At 75.0% G+C, this 14,765-nt stretch carries 15 protein-coding genes; 5 read left to right on the top strand and 10 right to left on the bottom strand.

Going from position 1 to position 14,765, the window contains the following annotated elements:
• Positions 1-381: 381 nt before the first annotated feature.
• On the top strand, positions 382-1,446 hold the full coding sequence (locus AB0O09_RS31675; RefSeq protein WP_363547700.1) for a ParB/Srx family N-terminal domain-containing protein: 1,065 nt from the start codon (positions 382-384) through the stop codon (positions 1,444-1,446).
• A gap of 123 nt (positions 1,447-1,569) precedes the next feature.
• Here AB0O09_RS31675 and AB0O09_RS31670 read toward each other — a convergent pair whose 3' ends face one another.
• Positions 1,570-1,785 carry a hypothetical protein gene (locus AB0O09_RS31670; protein WP_363547697.1) on the bottom strand — a complete coding sequence of 72 codons (216 nt, stop codon included), beginning with the start codon at positions 1,783-1,785 and terminating at the stop codon, positions 1,570-1,572.
• A 155-nt stretch (positions 1,786-1,940) separates the two neighbouring features.
• On the opposite strand from AB0O09_RS31670, the gene AB0O09_RS31665 reads away from it, so the two are divergent.
• On the top strand, positions 1,941-2,459 hold the full coding sequence (locus tag AB0O09_RS31665) for a hypothetical protein (protein WP_363547694.1): 519 nt from the start codon (positions 1,941-1,943) through the stop codon (positions 2,457-2,459).
• A gap of 15 nt (positions 2,460-2,474) precedes the next feature.
• Here AB0O09_RS31665 and AB0O09_RS31660 read toward each other — a convergent pair whose 3' ends face one another.
• Together AB0O09_RS31660 and AB0O09_RS31655 are read right to left on the bottom strand one after the other, a co-directional pair.
• Positions 2,475-3,311, bottom strand: coding sequence for a DUF4239 domain-containing protein (locus AB0O09_RS31660; RefSeq protein ID WP_363547691.1), 837 nt, complete (start codon positions 3,309-3,311; stop codon positions 2,475-2,477).
• Between the two features lie 2 nt (positions 3,312-3,313).
• Complete coding sequence (locus tag AB0O09_RS31655) at positions 3,314-3,781, bottom strand: carboxymuconolactone decarboxylase family protein (protein WP_363547688.1); 468 nt, start codon at positions 3,779-3,781, stop codon at positions 3,314-3,316.
• 331 nt (positions 3,782-4,112) lie between these two features.
• On the opposite strand from AB0O09_RS31655, the gene AB0O09_RS31650 reads away from it, so the two are divergent.
• Entirely contained in the window at positions 4,113-4,652 is a 540-nt protein-coding gene (locus AB0O09_RS31650; RefSeq protein WP_363547684.1) for an EF-hand domain-containing protein, read from the top strand.
• 90 nt (positions 4,653-4,742) lie between these two features.
• Here the strand turns inward: AB0O09_RS31650 and AB0O09_RS31645 are convergent, their stop codons facing one another.
• The 6 genes from AB0O09_RS31645 to AB0O09_RS31620 are packed head-to-tail and all read right to left on the bottom strand — an operon-like array spanning position 4,743 to position 10,580.
• Positions 4,743-5,150 carry a hypothetical protein gene (locus AB0O09_RS31645; RefSeq protein ID WP_363547681.1) on the bottom strand — a complete coding sequence of 136 codons (408 nt, stop codon included), beginning with the start codon at positions 5,148-5,150 and terminating at the stop codon, positions 4,743-4,745.
• Positions 5,147-6,079 (bottom strand): Gfo/Idh/MocA family oxidoreductase, encoded by a 933-nt coding sequence (locus AB0O09_RS31640; RefSeq protein ID WP_363547678.1) that lies wholly within the window; start codon positions 6,077-6,079, stop codon positions 5,147-5,149. Before AB0O09_RS31640 ends, AB0O09_RS31645 begins: the two co-directional genes overlap by 4 nt.
• Complete coding sequence (locus tag AB0O09_RS31635; protein ID WP_363547675.1) at positions 6,076-7,260, bottom strand: Ldh family oxidoreductase; 1,185 nt, start codon at positions 7,258-7,260, stop codon at positions 6,076-6,078. The genes AB0O09_RS31640 and AB0O09_RS31635 overlap by 4 nt, the downstream gene beginning before the upstream one ends.
• 52 nt (positions 7,261-7,312) lie before the next feature.
• On the bottom strand, positions 7,313-8,590 hold the full coding sequence (locus tag AB0O09_RS31630; protein ID WP_363547672.1) for a M20/M25/M40 family metallo-hydrolase: 1,278 nt from the start codon (positions 8,588-8,590) through the stop codon (positions 7,313-7,315).
• Positions 8,587-9,564 carry a sugar phosphate isomerase/epimerase family protein gene (locus AB0O09_RS31625; protein ID WP_363547669.1) on the bottom strand — a complete coding sequence of 326 codons (978 nt, stop codon included), beginning with the start codon at positions 9,562-9,564 and terminating at the stop codon, positions 8,587-8,589. The genes AB0O09_RS31630 and AB0O09_RS31625 overlap by 4 nt, the downstream gene beginning before the upstream one ends.
• A complete protein-coding gene (locus AB0O09_RS31620) occupies positions 9,561-10,580 on the bottom strand; it encodes a hypothetical protein (protein WP_363547666.1) in 1,020 nt (339 codons plus the stop codon). Before AB0O09_RS31620 ends, AB0O09_RS31625 begins: the two co-directional genes overlap by 4 nt.
• Positions 10,581-10,801: 221 nt before the next feature.
• On the opposite strand from AB0O09_RS31620, the gene AB0O09_RS31615 reads away from it, so the two are divergent.
• Both AB0O09_RS31615 and AB0O09_RS31610 read left to right on the top strand, forming a co-directional pair.
• Entirely contained in the window at positions 10,802-11,968 is a 1,167-nt protein-coding gene (locus AB0O09_RS31615; protein WP_363547663.1) for a DegT/DnrJ/EryC1/StrS family aminotransferase, read from the top strand.
• Positions 11,965-13,095 carry a DegT/DnrJ/EryC1/StrS family aminotransferase gene (locus tag AB0O09_RS31610; RefSeq protein ID WP_363547660.1) on the top strand — a complete coding sequence of 377 codons (1,131 nt, stop codon included), beginning with the start codon at positions 11,965-11,967 and terminating at the stop codon, positions 13,093-13,095. Before AB0O09_RS31615 ends, AB0O09_RS31610 begins: the two co-directional genes overlap by 4 nt.
• Here AB0O09_RS31610 and AB0O09_RS31605 read toward each other — a convergent pair.
• Positions 13,032-14,735, bottom strand: coding sequence for a fatty acid--CoA ligase family protein (locus AB0O09_RS31605; protein WP_363547657.1), 1,704 nt, complete (start codon positions 14,733-14,735; stop codon positions 13,032-13,034). The two genes, AB0O09_RS31610 and AB0O09_RS31605, sit on opposite strands and share 64 nt — an antisense overlap.
• Positions 14,736-14,765: the final 30 nt, after the last annotated feature.

Raw genomic sequence — 14,765 nt, 5'->3', positions numbered from 1 at the left:
TTACAAACCCCCGCCCGCTGTGCTCCGCCCCCCCCCCCCCGCCGGCCCGGCGGCAGGGCCCCCGCCCGGGCCCCCCCCGCCGAGGCAGGGCAGTCCGGTGAGGAGTCCCGTTGCCACGATGCGCAGCATCCGTCCTCCCTCGGTGAACGCTCGCGCGGGGCCGGACGGCTCCGCGCCCCCGCCCAGGGGTACGTACGGGCGCCGCGCCGCGTTCAATCCCGCCGCAGTGCGCGATGCCGTGCGTCGGCCGTCCGGACCGTGCGGCGGGCACGGCACCGCGATCGTCGCCCCGGGTTCCCCGGGAGGTCGCGGACGCGACGGCGGCCGTTGGTCGACCGCTGCCACGCTCACGGGCGGATCCGCCCCGATGCGAGGAGTGCCATGAGAGTCATCCCCCCGTCCCGCCGTACCGCGGCTCTCGGTGCAGCGGTCGTCGCGGTCGTCGTGGCCGCGCCGGCTGCGCACGCCGCCCCCGGCGCGCCGGGCACCCGGCCCTCGTCCTGTCACCACGACAACCGCTCCACGCCGTTCGCGCAGTACCTGTGCGCCGAACCCGGCGAGCTGCTCGACGTCCGCATCGGCGACGTGCACCCGACCCAGCCCTCGCTGGGCTACGACGAGGTGTACTACAAGCTCGGCCGCTACACCCTCGGCAAGGACGCGATCAACAAGAAGTTCAGCGACTGGTGCGAGGCCGACGGCCGCATCGACGCCGTCGCCGCGCAGCCCGGTGCGCGCCTGGACGACCCGTCCTCCTTCACCTGCCGGCTCCCCGTCGGAGCCGAGACGGCGGACAGCGTCGCGCCGATGAAGACGGTCGTCATCGGCCCGCACGGCGAGCCGTTCCTCACCGACGGGCACCACACCCTGACGTCCTTCTACGAGACCCCCGACGGCGGCGCCGACCTGCACGTCCGGCTGCGGGTGCTGGCCAACTACAGCGACCTCACCCGCCAGGCGTTCTGGGACGAGATGCAGGCGCACAAGTGGGTCTACCTGCGTGACCCCGAGGGCGCCCCGGTCGCGGTGAACAAGCTGCCGACCGGTGTCGGGCTGGCCGACTTCAGCGACGACAGGTACCGCGGCCTGCTCTACTTCGGCCGCGACATCGGCTACACGCAGAACGACCTGCCGTTCCAGGAGTTCTACTGGGGCAGCTGGGTCCGCGACACGAACGCCGTCGACCTGTCCGGCTGGAACCCGAACGACCTCGGCAGCTACCTCGGCACCGTCCAGGGCCTGACCCGGGCGATGACCGCGCTGCCGAAGGACGCCGTCGTCGACAGCGGCTTCGACGCCGCCGACCTCGGCGCACTGGACCGGTGGAACGCGGGCAAGGCCGCCGACAAGGGCGAGTTCGACAAGCTGAGCAAGCCGTACTCCGACCCCAAGCCCGGCAAGCTCGCCTACGCCCTCGAGTACAAGCACGTCCACGGCCTGGGCTGACCCACCCCGCCGCCCGGTCCCCGCCGACCCCCGAGGGGTACGACGGGGACCGGGCGGTCGGTTTCGCGGGCGGCGACGCCGTGCGGCAGGCCCGTTCCCGGGTGAGCCGCCGGGCCGGGGCGCTCACAGGGCGGCGAGGACGTCCTTGAGCAGGCGCCGGAGCTTCTGCCCGGTGCTCGCGGTGGCCCGCCAGGCGAGTTCCGCCTCGACACCGGCCCGGGTGGCGGCGAGTTCCGTGCCCGTGGTGCGGACCAGGTCGATCCGGTGGGTGACGGACGTCAGCACGTTCAGGTGGCAGGGGCCGATGCCGAGACGCGCCGCGGCCTCCTCGAGCGTCATCCACGGCCCCTTCGCCGGCAGACCCCGGTACGGGAAGGGGATCTGCGGCAGCCGATCGGTCCACGTCTTCACCGGGGCATCGTCCTCGACGCCGGCACCGATCCCGCACCCGCCCGGCCCTTGCGGTGGGGGGTGTGTGGAGTAATGATGATTACATGATTACGTCGGAGCAGGAGGCCCTGCGCGGCTGGTTCACCGGGCGGCTGCCGGAGGGGCTGTACAGCGAGTTGGTGGAGATCACCGTGGACCGGGAGGAGATCACGGTGATCGGGCGGATCCCGCCGCCGGAGTTGGCGGACGGGGTGTCGGAGGCCGAGCGGGAGGCGGCGGTCGAGGGGCGGATCGCGGAGTTCCGGGAGCGGACGCGGGAGTCGCGGATGGCCGTCGCGCGGGAGGCCGAGCGGCGGTACGGCCGGAAGGTGTCCTGGGGCGCCGAGTGCGACGGCCTCCGGGGGCTGTTCACCACGGTGTCCGCGCCGGTGATGACCCGGCTGCGGCAGCCGGAGCGGCAGGTGCTGGACACCCTGGTCGAGGCCGGGGTGGCGCGCAGCCGGAGCGAGGCGCTGGGCTGGTGCGTCCGTCTGGTCCAGAAGCACTCGGAGTCGTGGTTGGACGAACTGCGCGACTCGCTGGAGAACGTCCGGCGTCTGCGGGCGCAGGGGCCGGACGCCTGAGCCGCCGCGGCCGGGTCACTTCGGAGCCGGTGCCTCCGCCACTCCCGGGCCGGAGGTCACCGGACCGTCCCAGAACCGGGCGAGCGCGCCCTCCTTGAACGGGCTCGGGCTGACGCTCAACTCCCCGGCGAACGGCCGGTCGAGGACGAGCACCAGCAGCAGGCTGAAGCCGATCAGCGCCGCGACCGAGCCGACGAACAGCAGTTGGATGCGGCGGCTGCGGATGCCGTAGAGGAAGGTGAGCGGCAGGATCACCACCGCGCCGCCGTACACCAGGATCTGGAGCAGCGTCGGCAGTTGCTGGCCGCTCTGGGTGATCCTGGCCCGGCGTTGGCCGGCCACCTGGCCGACGCTGTCCACCGCCTGGTCGTAGAAGGTCTGTTCGGAGTGCGAGACCGGCTGGTAGGCCTGCAGCGACTGGTAGACCGCCTCCAGTTTGGCGGCGGTGCGGTTGTAGTCGCCCTGGCCGGACCGCATCAGCGGCCACTGCTGTTCGACCACGGCGTGCACGTAGCCGTCGACGGCGCGGTTCACCCGGTCCCGGTCGGCGGCCGGGAAGGCCTGGGCGTCGCGGACGATCTGTGCGGCGGCGGTGGCCTCCGAGGCGACCACGGTCTCCGCGTTCTCCAGCTGCGTCCACAGCGTCACGATGACGAAGGCCAGGATCACGCCGTAGATGGCGCCGAACATGCTGAGCACCACGCCCACCATGTCGTTGTGGTCCCCGCTCGCGGTCTGCGGGTAGCGGCGCCGGGTGAGGGCGCTGCCGAGCACGGCGAGCACCACGATGCCGCCGACCACGACGGCGCCGAGGGTGAACGTGGAGAGGTTGTTGAGCAGCCAGACCTCCACCGTCAGACTCCCGCGGCGGCCACCGGCCGGGAGGTCACGGCGATCCGGTTGTAGGTGTTCACCACGGTCGCGGCCCAGGCGACGAAGGCCGCCTCCGGCTCGGAGAGCACGGGACGCGCGGCGCGGTGCAGGGCGCGGCCCGCGTCGTGGTCGTGCACCAGGGTCACCGCCTCGGCCAGCGCCAGCGCGGCCCGCTCGCGCTCGGTGAACAGCTCGGACTCCCGCCAGACCACCAACTGGGCCAGCCGGTCGTCCTTCTCGCCCGCCCGGCGGGCGGCGTTGGTGTGCAGGTCCACGCAGTACACGCAGCCGTTGATCTGCGAGCAGCGCAGGCGGACGAGTTCCAGCAGGATCGGCTCCAGGCCGGCGGCCGCGGCGGCCTCCTCGACGGCGCCGTGCAGGGCGTTCACGGCGGCGAAGGCCTGCGGGCCGAGGCCGATCAGGGGCAGCGGGGGGAGTGCGTCGGTCACGGACCGAGAGTAAGCGCCGCAGCGGCTGCGGGAGCTGTCGGACCGTCAGTGATCACCCGGGCGGGCAGGGCGGTGCGGCGGCGTTGACCGGGTCGCCGATTCGAGCGGCCGGCCCGTGGTTGCGCGGGCGCCGGGCGGGATGGGCCGTCAACGAAGTTTCATGCTCACCCGGTTGGCGGTATGTGTGCGATCGGTCTTCCGCCGTGCCGGTAGTGTGACGTTCCGTGGCCGCACCGATACGTGCCGTCACTTCACAGATCAGCCGGGCGCCACCGCCGGCCCTGTCCCTGGGCCGGCAGCCCGTGCGAGACACCCCTTGGAGAACTCCGAGATGACCACTTCCGTGCAGCTCCAGCGTGCCCAGAAGCGCTTCGACCTCTGGGACGTCAACGGCGACGGCCGGATCGACCGCGCCGACTGGGACGCCGAGGCCCGGCGCATCCTGCAGGCCTTCGGAGAAGCCCCGGGCACCCCGGCCGCCCGTTCCCTGATGGATGCCTACCTCGGCATGTGGGGCTTCTTCGCCGACAAGGCCGGCATCGACGAGCAGACCGGCGCGCTCACCCCGGAGCAGTTCAACCACATCGCCGAGGAGCACATCTTCGAGAACGGCGGCGCGGGCTTCGGCCGGGTCGTCAGGCCGACCATCCAGGCGATCGTCGAGCTGGTCGACGTGGACGGCGACGGCCAGGTCAACCCGGCCGAGTTCAAGAGCTGGCTGGACGCGATCGGGGTCCAGGACGTGAACCCGCTCGAGGCCTTCGCCCAGATCGACACCAACGGCGACGGCCAGCTGTCCGTCGAGGAGCTCGTCCAGGCCGTCCGTGCCTACCACATGGGCGACATCGACGTGCCGCTGCTCGGCCGCTGACCCGCACCGCGGCCCGGGCCGGGGCGGCGCCCCCCGGCCCGGGCCGCGGCATGCCGTCCCGGGCTCCCGGGCTCCCGGGCCGGCGGCGCGTCAGGAACCGGACGGGACGAACCGGACGGGGAGCTCCGGCCGAAGGTCCAGCTTCGCACCGGTCAGCAGGTGGTCCGCGGCGATCAGGACGTTGTAGTGGTTGGGGAAGTGGCAGGCGTCGAAGCCGAGCACCGTGCCCACCCGGTGGTCCCCGACGAACACCTCGTCGCCGCGGTCCAGCACCCCGGCCGCCGCGATCTCCGCGAAGCCGAGGAAGCCGACCCGGTCGATCCGGGCGCCCGCCGCGGTGTCCCGCTGGTCGGTGGTCACCAACTCGTGCACCTCGCCCCGCCGGACGCACCGGCTGGCGAACGGTTCCAGGCTCATCCCGCGGTCCTCGCGGCTGTGCAGCAGCACCTTCACCAGCGTGCCGGTGACCGTCCGCTTCGGCCCGTCCTCGTGCGTCACCGCGCCTCCACCCGCTCGGCCCGGTAGGCGGCCTCGACCACCCGCAGGGCGTCCAGCCCGTCGGGCCCGCGCCCCGGACCGGCGGCGTCCGGCTCGCCGAGGACCAGCCCCGCGAACTCCGCGAGCACCCCCTCGTACTCGTGCCAGAGCGACTGCTTGAAGCCGGGATGCCCGGCCAGCATGTCCGCCCCGAGCACCGTGCCGTCCGCCAACTCCACCGCCACGTCCTTGCATTCACCGAGGAAGGACCAGTCCAGCTCGATCCGGGCGGTCACCCCCTCGGCGCCGGCGAGGGCGAGCACCGCCTGCCGGTCGACGCCCTGCGCGTCCCGGACGACGTCGGCGGACGCCAGCCGCATCGGCCCGGCCAGCAGTCGCACCAGGTCGTAGGCGTTCGGGCCGTTGTCGGCCACGCAGCCGCCGCCGCAGCGCTCCGGGTCCAGGTACCAGCGGTCCCGGCCGACGTGCTCCTCGATCCGCTCCAGGTACCGGACGGTCAGCGAGCGGACGGGCACCGCCTCCGGGATCCGGGCCCGCAGGCCGGTGACCGCGGCGTTGTACCGGCGGTGGAAGGCGGTGAAGAGCGGCACCCTGCGCTGCGCCGCGATCGCGGCCAACTCCTCGCCCTCGGAGGCCCGCAGGGCGAGCGGCTTCTCCACGCAGACCGGCAGCCCGGCGCGCAGCGCGTCCCGGCAGACCGTGGTGTGCAGGTCGTTGGGCACGGTGACCACCACCGCGTCCAGGCCGCCCGCGGCGAGCATCGCCCGGTGGTCGGTGTGGCAGCCGATCCGGCCGGCGAAGGGGCGCAGCAGCTCCCGGTCGAGGTCGCAGACGGCCGCCAGCCGGACGTCCGGCACCCGGTCGAGCGCCGCCAGGTAGAACCGGGAGATCACCCCGAGGCCGACCAGGCCGATCCGCAGCCCGCTCACCGCCCGACCTCCGCACCGGGGCCGGCGTCCGTGCCGATCCCGTCCTGCGCGCCGGGCCGGGCCCCGGTGGCCACCGGGCGGAGGCCGAACCGGTCGGCGATCCCGGCGAGTTCGCCGAGCAGGGCGGGGGAGAGCGGCACCCCGTCGCGGTGCGCCTCGGCCGTGCGCCGGGCCTCGTGCCAGCCCGGGTAGGCGACCGGGCCGGCGCCGTCGGCGGGCGGGCAGGCGAGCACCGTGGAGAACAGGGTGTGCGCGTCCAGCCCGGCCCGGGTACCGTCGCGCAGGGCGGCGGGGGCGATCGCCAGGGCGAACAGGCCGATGTCGTCGTCCCGTCCGGTCGGCCCGCCGTCGCCGTCCAGCGCCTCCGGCTCGGGGCCGAGACCGGCTCCGGGCAGCAGGGCGGCGAGCACCTCGACCATCAGGCCGAGTCCGAATCCCTTGTGCTCGCCGCCGGAGCCGGCACCGAGCCACAGCAGATGGGCGTCACCGCGGTCGAACGCGGCGGGGTCGGTCACCGGGCGGCCCTCCTCGTCGGCCAGCCATCCGGGCGGGATCGGCTCGCCGGCCCGGGCGGCCGCCCGGACACGTCCGGTCGGGACCGCGGTGGTGCTCATGTCGAGGACGTACGGCGGGAGTTCACCGGCCGGGGCGGCGACGCTCCACGGGTTGGTGCCGAGCAGTGCGACCGCGCCGCCCGGCGGGCGGGCGATCCGCTGGCGGCCGCAGTTGGAGGCGAGCAGGCCGATCATGCCGCGGCCGCAGACCCGGGCCGCGTGGTGGCCGGCGCAGCCGACGTGGGTGGCGCGGCGGACGGACACCAGGCCGATGCCGTACCGCTCGGCCCGTTCGGCGGCCAGGTCCATCGCGGCGCCGGCCTGCCACAGGCCGAGGGCGCGGCCGGCGTCGACCAGGACGGCGGCGCCGCGGTCGGCCAGCACCTGCGGTTCGGCGGCGGGATCGGCCCGCCCCTCTGCGAGCAGCGGCAGGTAGAGCCGGGAGAGGTTGGTCAGTCCGTGCGAGGTCAGGCCGGCGGCGTCGCCGTGGCAGAGCGCCTCGGCGGAGGCCAGCGCCCGGTCGGCGGGCAGGCCGTGGGCGGTGAACACCTCGGTGGTGAAGCGGATCAGGTCGGGGTACGGGACGCGGACGGTGGTCGGGGCGGGCGCGGACGCCACAGGGGTCACGGACTTGCTCCTGGTGTCGGGTGGTGGTCGGCCGGGGGCCCGGGGTGCCGGCTCAGCGGCGGGCGAAGGCGACGAGCAGCCGGGCGACGGCTGCGGCGAAGCCGTCCAGCTGGTCGAGGTCGGCGAACTCGCCCTCGGCGTGCGCCCGGTTGGTGCCGAGGTCGCCGGGGCCGAGCACGACGGTGAAGGCGTCCGGCAGGCCGGCCGCCCAGATGGCGTCGCAGGTGAAGGCCGGCTCGTGGGACGGCCAGCGGTCGATGCCGGCCTGCCGCAGCAGGGACTCCAGGCCCGGGTGGGCGCCGTCCAGGGTCGGCAGGCCGCGCTTCAGCCAGTCCAGACCGGTGACCTCGGCGCAGTCGGCGGCCGTCCGGGCGAACTCCGGCACGCCGGCGAACTCGCGGCGGAAGGCGGTGAGGCCGGAGCGGACGGCGCTCTCCACCGCGGCTTCCGTCCGCCGTCCCGAACCGGCGTCCTGGTAGGGGATGTTGAGCAGCAGCTCGCCGCGGCCGTAGACCCGGTTGTGCAGCGGCCCGGTACCGATCCCGGCGATGCAGACCCGCTCCCGGGGCGCCGCGGCGGTGCCGAGTTCGCGGGCCAGGTGCTGGGCGAGGTAGCCGAGCAGCACGGTGGCGTTGTGGCCGTCGCCGGGGCGGTCGTCGACGGCGTCCTCGCCGCGGACCCGCAGCCGGGCGGTGGCGGCGGCGGTGGCCCGGGGCAGGTAGCGCAGGCCGGTGGGCTCGCAGAACACGTTGAGCGCGCCGACGTGGCCCGCCTCGACCAGGACGCGGGTGCCGAAGGTGCCCATCGCGCCGCCCTCCTCGCCGGAGACGGCCTGCACCAGCACGCCCGTCCCGGTGCCGACCAGCGGCTCGGCGGCGCGGGCGGCGCGGATCCCGGCGAGCAGGGCGACCGCCGGGCCCTTGGCGTCGATCGCGCCGCGGCCGAGGAAGCGCCGGCCGTCGAAGGAGACCGGGCCGTGGCCGGTCACGGTGTCCAGGTGGACGTTGAACATCACGGTGCGCGCCCGGGGCAGCGGCGGGCCGAGGCGCAGCACCAGGTTGGGCTGGCAGGCGAGGAAGCCGTCCTGCGCGGCGGCGGCCCGGCGGACGGTGAGCGGGACGTCCGGCCGGTCCAGGTCGGCGGCCGCCGCCGGGCCGTGGTGCACGGTCTCCAGCCCGATCCGGGCCGCGGCGCAGGCGTAGTGCAGCTGCGCCTCGGCGAGCCGGGGCGGCGGTGCGCCGGGCCCGGTCTCCAGCGGGCCGGCGGTGGGCAGCTCCAGCAGGTCCAGCAGCAGGGCGTGGTCGGCGGGCAGCAGGCGGTCCTCGCTCATCGGGCGGCCGCCCCGCCGGGGAGGGACGCGGGGACGGCCCGGCGGCCGCCCGGGAGCGCCACCGCGGGGATGCCCCGCAGGCCGCCGGGGACGGCACGCCAGCCCGGGGCGGACGGCAGCTGCTGCTCCACCAGCCGGGCCAGGGCGCGCCCCGCGCGGACGAAGCCGCCGTCGGCCGTGCCGTCCGCGGCGGTGAGCCCCTCGTGCGGCCGGACATGCAGGTGCGGCTCCAGCGACCAGGCGCCGCTCCAGCCGTGGTCCAGCAGCAGCCGCAGGGTGTCGGCGACCCGGGCGGCGCCCTCGCCGGGCGGCACGTACCGCGTCCGATCCGCGCCGCCGACGGCGTCCTTGACGTGCACGTGAGCCACGTGGTCGGCGACCTCCAGCAGCATCCGGTGGCTGTCGTAGCCGTACGGGACGCCGTTGCCGGTGTCGAGGAGCAGCCGCAGGGCCGGGCTGTCCACGGTGGTGACCAGGTCGAGCATCCGCTCGGCCGAACCGCCCGCCCAGCCGCTGCAGTTCTCGTGCAGCAGGACGATGCCCAGGCCGTCGGCGAGTTCGGTGAGGGCCCGCATCCGCTGCAGCACCAGGCGGCGCCACTCGGGCTCCGGCAGGCCCGCGTTGGGGTAGGACATCACCCGGACGAACCGGGTGCCGAGGGCGGCGCAGCGCGGTCCGAGGGCGGTCAGCTCGTCGAGGTCGCGGTCGAAGGGGTCGGCGACGGTGCCCGCCCAGTTGCCGATCCGGGAGGCCGCGCCGACGACCCGCACCCCGCGCTCGGCGACCCGGTCGGCGATCCGCCGGACGGCGTCCTCGGGCAGGTCGGCGATCCACTGCCCGTCGACGGTGCGCAGCTCCAGGTGGTGCCAGCCGAGCCGGGCCAGGGCGGCGAGTTGGCCGGTCAGGTCGGCGGCGGCCTCGTCGCCGATGCCGGCGAAGCGGATCCGCGGTGCGGCGGCGACGGGGGCGCTCATCGGGCGACCGCCCGGGCCGGGACGGCGGGCCGGGCGGCGGCCTTGGCGCGGTCGAGCAGGCGGACCACCTCGGTGTTGACCGCGAGATCGGGGTGCGGCCCGCCGCCGCCCGCGGCGAAGTAGCGGTAGGCGCGGCGGACGAAGGCGGTCAGCGAGTCGTCGTGCAGCAGCTCGGTGGTCTCGCCGTCCCGGTCGATGGTGATCAGTTGGGCGTAGGAGTCGGCCTCGCTGCCGGGGTAGTGCCCGATCAGGGTGCCGCCGGCGAGTTCGAGGGTGACCCGGCGCTCGCGCACCGGGGAGGTCATGTCGGAGCGGATGCGCGTCCAGACCCCGGAGCGGTGCTCGACCTTGAGCCAGGCGCTGCCGAGCCGGGGCAGCACCCGGCCGTCGACCACCATGTCGGTGCCGCCCGCGCCGGTCACCTCGCCCGGCCCGGCCAGGGCGAGGCAGAGGCCGAGCGAGTGCGGCAGCTCGATGTCGAAGGCGGTCGGGTGGCCGTCGGCGGCGAGCGAGCGGGAGAAGCGGGGCTTGCGCTGGACGACGTGCACGGTGCGCAGCGGCCCGTACGCGCCGGTGGCGAGCACGGTGCGCAGCCGGTCGGTGAGCCGGCTGCCGAGCCACTGGGCGACCACCACCAGGTCGAGCCCGTGGCGGTCGCGGACGGCGAGCAGGTCGTCCAGGCCGCGGGCGTCGGTGGCCAGCGGCTTCTCGACCAGGATCCTGCGGAAGCCGAGCCGGCCGAGTCCGTCCAGCACGGCGGCCCGGCCGGTGGGCGGTGTGCACAGGTGCACCACGCAGTCGGCCGGGTCGAGCAGCCGGGCGGCCTCGGCCGGGGTCACCCGCCGCAGGTCGGCGGCGGGCGGCCAACTGCGCTGCGGGTCGGCGGCCAGCACCGGGGCCGCGGCGAACAGCCGGGCGGTGTCCGCGCCGGCGCGGAGTCTGCGGAGCACCGGCAGGTGCAGGCCGAGGCCCGCACGCCCCATGCCGACGAGCAATGTCCGGAGTCCGTCCGCCATGGTGAGCCGTCATTCCTTCCGAGCCTGGGCAGTGCGTCGCGGACATTCAATCAGCACACGGACGGTGGATTTGACCGTACGTCAAAGAATGTGCGCAGAAGGCCATTCGAAGGAGTGAAGTGCCCTGACCGGCCCGGTCGTCAGCCGTGGTCGTGGCGTAGATTGCCTGCCGCGCGCCCCGGTATTCCGGGTTCATGTCCGTACGATCTGATGAGAGTTTCATGGGCGAACACTCCGGGGTCTCCTTCTTCACGCAGGCGGAGGGTTTCGAGTCCCTCTGGCCGACCACCCGGCGCCATCTCGACGAGCTGATGGACCGGGGCAAGTACTCCCACGGCCCCAAGGTCGCCGAACTCGAGGCGGCCCTCGCCGCCTGGACGGGTGCCCGCCACGTGATCGGGGTCAACAGCGGCACCGACGCCCTCGTGCTGCTGCTGCGGGCCGCGGGGCTGCGGCCCGGGGACGAGGTGGTGGTGCCCGCCTACACCTTCGTCGCCTCCGCCTCCTCCGTGGTGCTGGCCGGCGGCCGCCCGGTCTTCGCCGACATCGACCCGGTCACCTACGGCCTCGACCCGGCGAGTGCCGAGGCCGTCGCCACCGACCGCACCACGGCGGTCATGCCCGTCCACCTCTTCCACCAACTCGCCGACCTGCGCGGCATCCTGGACGTCGCGGCGCGGCGCGGGCTGACCGTCGTGGAGGACAGCGCCGAGGCCTTCGGCATGCGCTGGGACGGCGTCCACGCCGGACTGCACGGCGCCGGCGGCGTGCTCTCGTTCTTCCCGACCAAGACCCTCGGCGCGATCGGCGACGCCGGCGCCGTCCTCACCGACGACCCAGGGATCGCCGAAGCCGTCTCCGCGATGCGCCACCACGGCCGCTCCGGGGCCGGCGTCGACGACTTCCCGGCCATCAACCGGCCCACCGACCTGCTCGGCGTCAACAGCAAGATGGACGACGTCCAGGCCGCCGTCCTGCTCGCCAAACTCACCCGCGCCGAACGGGACATCGCCCGCCGCGCGGCCCTCGCCGCCGGCTACACCGAACGCCTCGCCGGCACCCCCGGCCTGCACCGGCTGCCGACCACCGTCGACCGCGGCGTACCCACCGACCCGGTCTGGTACGTCTACCTGATCGAGACCGAGCGCCGCGACGCCCTCGCCGCCCACCTCGCCCGGTACGGCGTGCAGACCGAGACGTACTACCCGACCCCGCTCCACCTGCAGCCCTGCTTCGCCGCACTCGGCCACCGGCCCGGCGACTTCCCGCACGCCGAGGCCGCCTGCGAACGCGCCCTCGCCCTGCCGCTCCACCCGGACCTCACCGACGACGACCTGGACCGGGTCTGCGACCTCGTCCGCGACTTCCACCACGGAAGGCAGCCATGATCCCGTTCTTCCCGCCGGACCTCTTCGAGGAGGACCGCGAGCTGCTCCTCGACGTCGTCCACGAGGTCGCCACCGACCCCGCCCAGAAGTTCATCCTCGGCGAGCGCACCGCCCGCTTCGAGGACCTGCTCAAGGCCGGGCTGGGCGCCGCCGACGTGGTCGCCTGCGGCAGCGGCACCACCGCCCTCACCCTCACCCTGATGGCCATGGAGATCGGGCCCGGCGACGAGGTGGTCGTCCCGGCGTACGGCTGCGCCCCGCTCGCCAACACCGTCCTCGGCCTCGGCGCCGTCCCGGTGTTCGCCGACATCGACCCCGTCACGCTGGTGATGGACCCGGACGGCGCCGAGGCGCTCGTCACCCGGCGGACGAGGGTGCTGATGCCCGCCCACATGTTCTCGGTGATGGCCGACATGCCGCGGCTGCGCGTCCTCGCCGACCGGTACGGGCTGCGGCTGCTGGAGGACTCGGCCGTCGCCCAGGGCGCCGTCCTCGACGGCCGGCCGGCCGGCACCTGGGGCGACGCGGGCGTCTACTCCTTCGTCCAGGTGAAGTCCTTCGGCGGCCCGGGCGAGGGCGGCGCGATCGTCACCCGCAATCCCGAACTCGGCCGCACCGTGCGGATGCTGCGCAACCACGGCCAGGACGGCGTGCACCGCTTCCGGCACCACCGGATCGGCCTGAACAGCCGCTTCGACGAGGTGCTCGCGGCCTTCCAGATCCGCCGGCTGCCCGGCCTCGCCCGCCGGCTCGCCCGCCGCGCCGAGATCGCCGCCTACTACACCGAACGCTTCACCCCGCTCGCCGAGCAGGGCGTCACCCCGCCGCCGCCCGGCACCGACGGCCGCTGCTACTACGTCTACTCACTGCTCGCCGAGCGCCGGGACGAACTCAAGCGGCACCTCGCGGCGCACGGCGTGGACAGCCACGTCTACTACCCGCTGGCACTGCCGCACCAGCCGGCCTTCGCGCACTGCGCCCCCGAGGGGCGTCGCTGGCCGAACGCGGAACGGGCCGCCCGGCAGAGCCTGGCGATCCCGGTCTACCCGCATCTGACGGATGCTCAGGTCGAGGCGGTGGCCGACGCGGTCTGCGCCTTCGCCGCACTGGCGGCGCCCGTTCGCTGAGCACCGACGGGGAGCCGGGCGGCGGCCGCCAGCACCGAGAGCGCCCGCCGGTCCGGCTTCCCGGTACTGCCGACCGGGAGCCGCTCCAGCAGCAGCAGGTGTTCCGGCAGCTTGTACCGCTCCAACCCGCAGTCCTCCGCCAGGAAGCCGGTCAGGTCGGCCAGCGCGAGGCCGACCGCCGCAGCCCGCGGCACGACACAGGCGCACATCCGCTCGCCCAGGTCCTGATCGGGCACCGGCACGCACACCGCCTCGGCCACCGCCGGATGGCCGTCCAGCAGCCGTTCGACCTCGGCCGTGCCGATCGACACCCCGCCGCGGTTCACCATCTGCTTGATCCGCGACACCACCCGCAGCCGCCCGTCCGCGTCCAGCACGCCGAGGTCACCCGCCCGAACCCAGCCGCCGTCCACCCGCTGCCGGGCGTCCAGTGCGGGCGCCCCCACGTGGCAGAGCGGGCTCATCGGGCCGCGTGCCTGGATCTCGCCCGGCCGCCCGGCCGGCAGCGGACGTCCGTCCGGACCGCACACCCGGACCGCCGCCACCGCCGGGTCGGGCCGGCCCACCCGCAGCACGTCGCCGTCCGGATCCGTCCAGCAGGTGTGGCAGTTCATGCCGTCGCTCGACCCGTACACGTTGACCAGCGGCCGGCCGAACCGGGCCAGCGCCCCGCGCAGCACCGCCGGGGTGAGCATCGCCGAACTCGACACCACCGCCTGCAGCGAGGAGAGGTCCTCGGCCGGCTCCGGCGGCTGCTCGGCCATCCGGCGCAGCATGGTGGGGACGGCCGCGAGGTGCGTCGGCCGCAGCCGGGAGACCGCCCGCAGCGACCCGGCCGGGTCGAAGCCGTCCCGCAGCAGCACCGTCGCCCCGCAGCGCACCAGCGCCACGACGGCCAGCGAGCCGTACGCCGTCGCGGGGGAGACCAGCAGCAGCACCCGTGGCGGGGCGCCGTCCGCCGTCCGCAGCACCTCCTCGACGTAGCGGCCGCGGCCGCCGGCCAGGGCGTTGTGCGAGTAGGCGATCATCTTCGGCGCCGCCTCGGACCCGGAGGAGACCAGGATCCGGGCCGGCGCCTCCGGGTCCACCGCGACCGGCGACACCTCGCGGTCGAGCAGCGGTAGCGTCTCCACGTCCAGGACCCTTTGCAGGTACGGCAGTTCACCGCGGAGATCGGCGAGCAGAGTCAGTGGGCGGCCGCCCGACGGCAGTTCGCCCACGGTCAGCACGGTGTCCGCCCGGGAGGTGCCCAGCAGGGCGGCCAGGTCCCGCCGCCCGTGCCCCGGTACGCAGGGCAGCACCACCGCACCGAGCGCCGCGACCGCGAGGTCAGCCGCCAAGGAGCGGCGGTCGGACGGTAGTTGGGTGGCCACCACGGAGCCGGCGCCCACCCCGCGGGCCGCCAGCGCCGCCGCGAGGCCGCGCACCCGGCCGTCCAACTCCCGGTAGGAGAGCGCCCCCCGACCGTCCACCACCGCCGTCCGCCCCGGGTGCGCCGCGACCCGCTCCGCGAACAGCTCGTACAGCCCCCGGTCGGGGCAGAATCCGGCCTCCACCCAGGCCCGCCGAAGCTCGGCCGGGACCTGGTCGGGGAAGGCGACGCCGCCGGCCGAGACCCACGGCGTCCTCACGGTGGTCATGCAGGGCACTCCTCGGGAGAGAGTCGGGGA

The organism is Kitasatospora sp. NPDC093679, assembly GCF_040683455.1.
In the GTDB taxonomy this organism is placed as follows: Bacteria; Actinomycetota; Actinomycetes; order Streptomycetales; family Streptomycetaceae; genus Kitasatospora; species Kitasatospora arboriphila.
This window is presented reverse-complemented; position numbering and strand designations above follow the sequence as displayed.

Bases quoted from the DNA above. Each gene is read 5' to 3' on its own strand.
- AB0O09_RS31670 (WP_363547697.1), bottom strand. From the start codon at position 1,785: ATGACGCTCGAGGAGGCCGCGGCGCGTCTCGGCATCGGCCCCTGCCAC.
- AB0O09_RS31675 (WP_363547700.1), top strand. From the start codon at position 382: ATGAGAGTCATCCCCCCGTCCCGCCGTACCGCGGCTCTCGGTGCAGCG.
- AB0O09_RS31665 (WP_363547694.1), top strand. From the start codon at position 1,941: ATGATTACGTCGGAGCAGGAGGCCCTGCGCGGCTGGTTCACCGGGCGG.
- AB0O09_RS31650 (WP_363547684.1), top strand. From the start codon at position 4,113: ATGACCACTTCCGTGCAGCTCCAGCGTGCCCAGAAGCGCTTCGACCTC.
- AB0O09_RS31620 (WP_363547666.1), bottom strand. From the start codon at position 10,580: ATGGCGGACGGACTCCGGACATTGCTCGTCGGCATGGGGCGTGCGGGC.
- AB0O09_RS31615 (WP_363547663.1), top strand. From the start codon at position 10,802: ATGGGCGAACACTCCGGGGTCTCCTTCTTCACGCAGGCGGAGGGTTTC.
- AB0O09_RS31625 (WP_363547669.1), bottom strand. From the start codon at position 9,564: ATGAGCGCCCCCGTCGCCGCCGCACCGCGGATCCGCTTCGCCGGCATC.
- AB0O09_RS31630 (WP_363547672.1), bottom strand. From the start codon at position 8,590: ATGAGCGAGGACCGCCTGCTGCCCGCCGACCACGCCCTGCTGCTGGAC.
- AB0O09_RS31605 (WP_363547657.1), bottom strand. From the start codon at position 14,735: ATGACCACCGTGAGGACGCCGTGGGTCTCGGCCGGCGGCGTCGCCTTC.
- AB0O09_RS31610 (WP_363547660.1), top strand. From the start codon at position 11,965: ATGATCCCGTTCTTCCCGCCGGACCTCTTCGAGGAGGACCGCGAGCTG.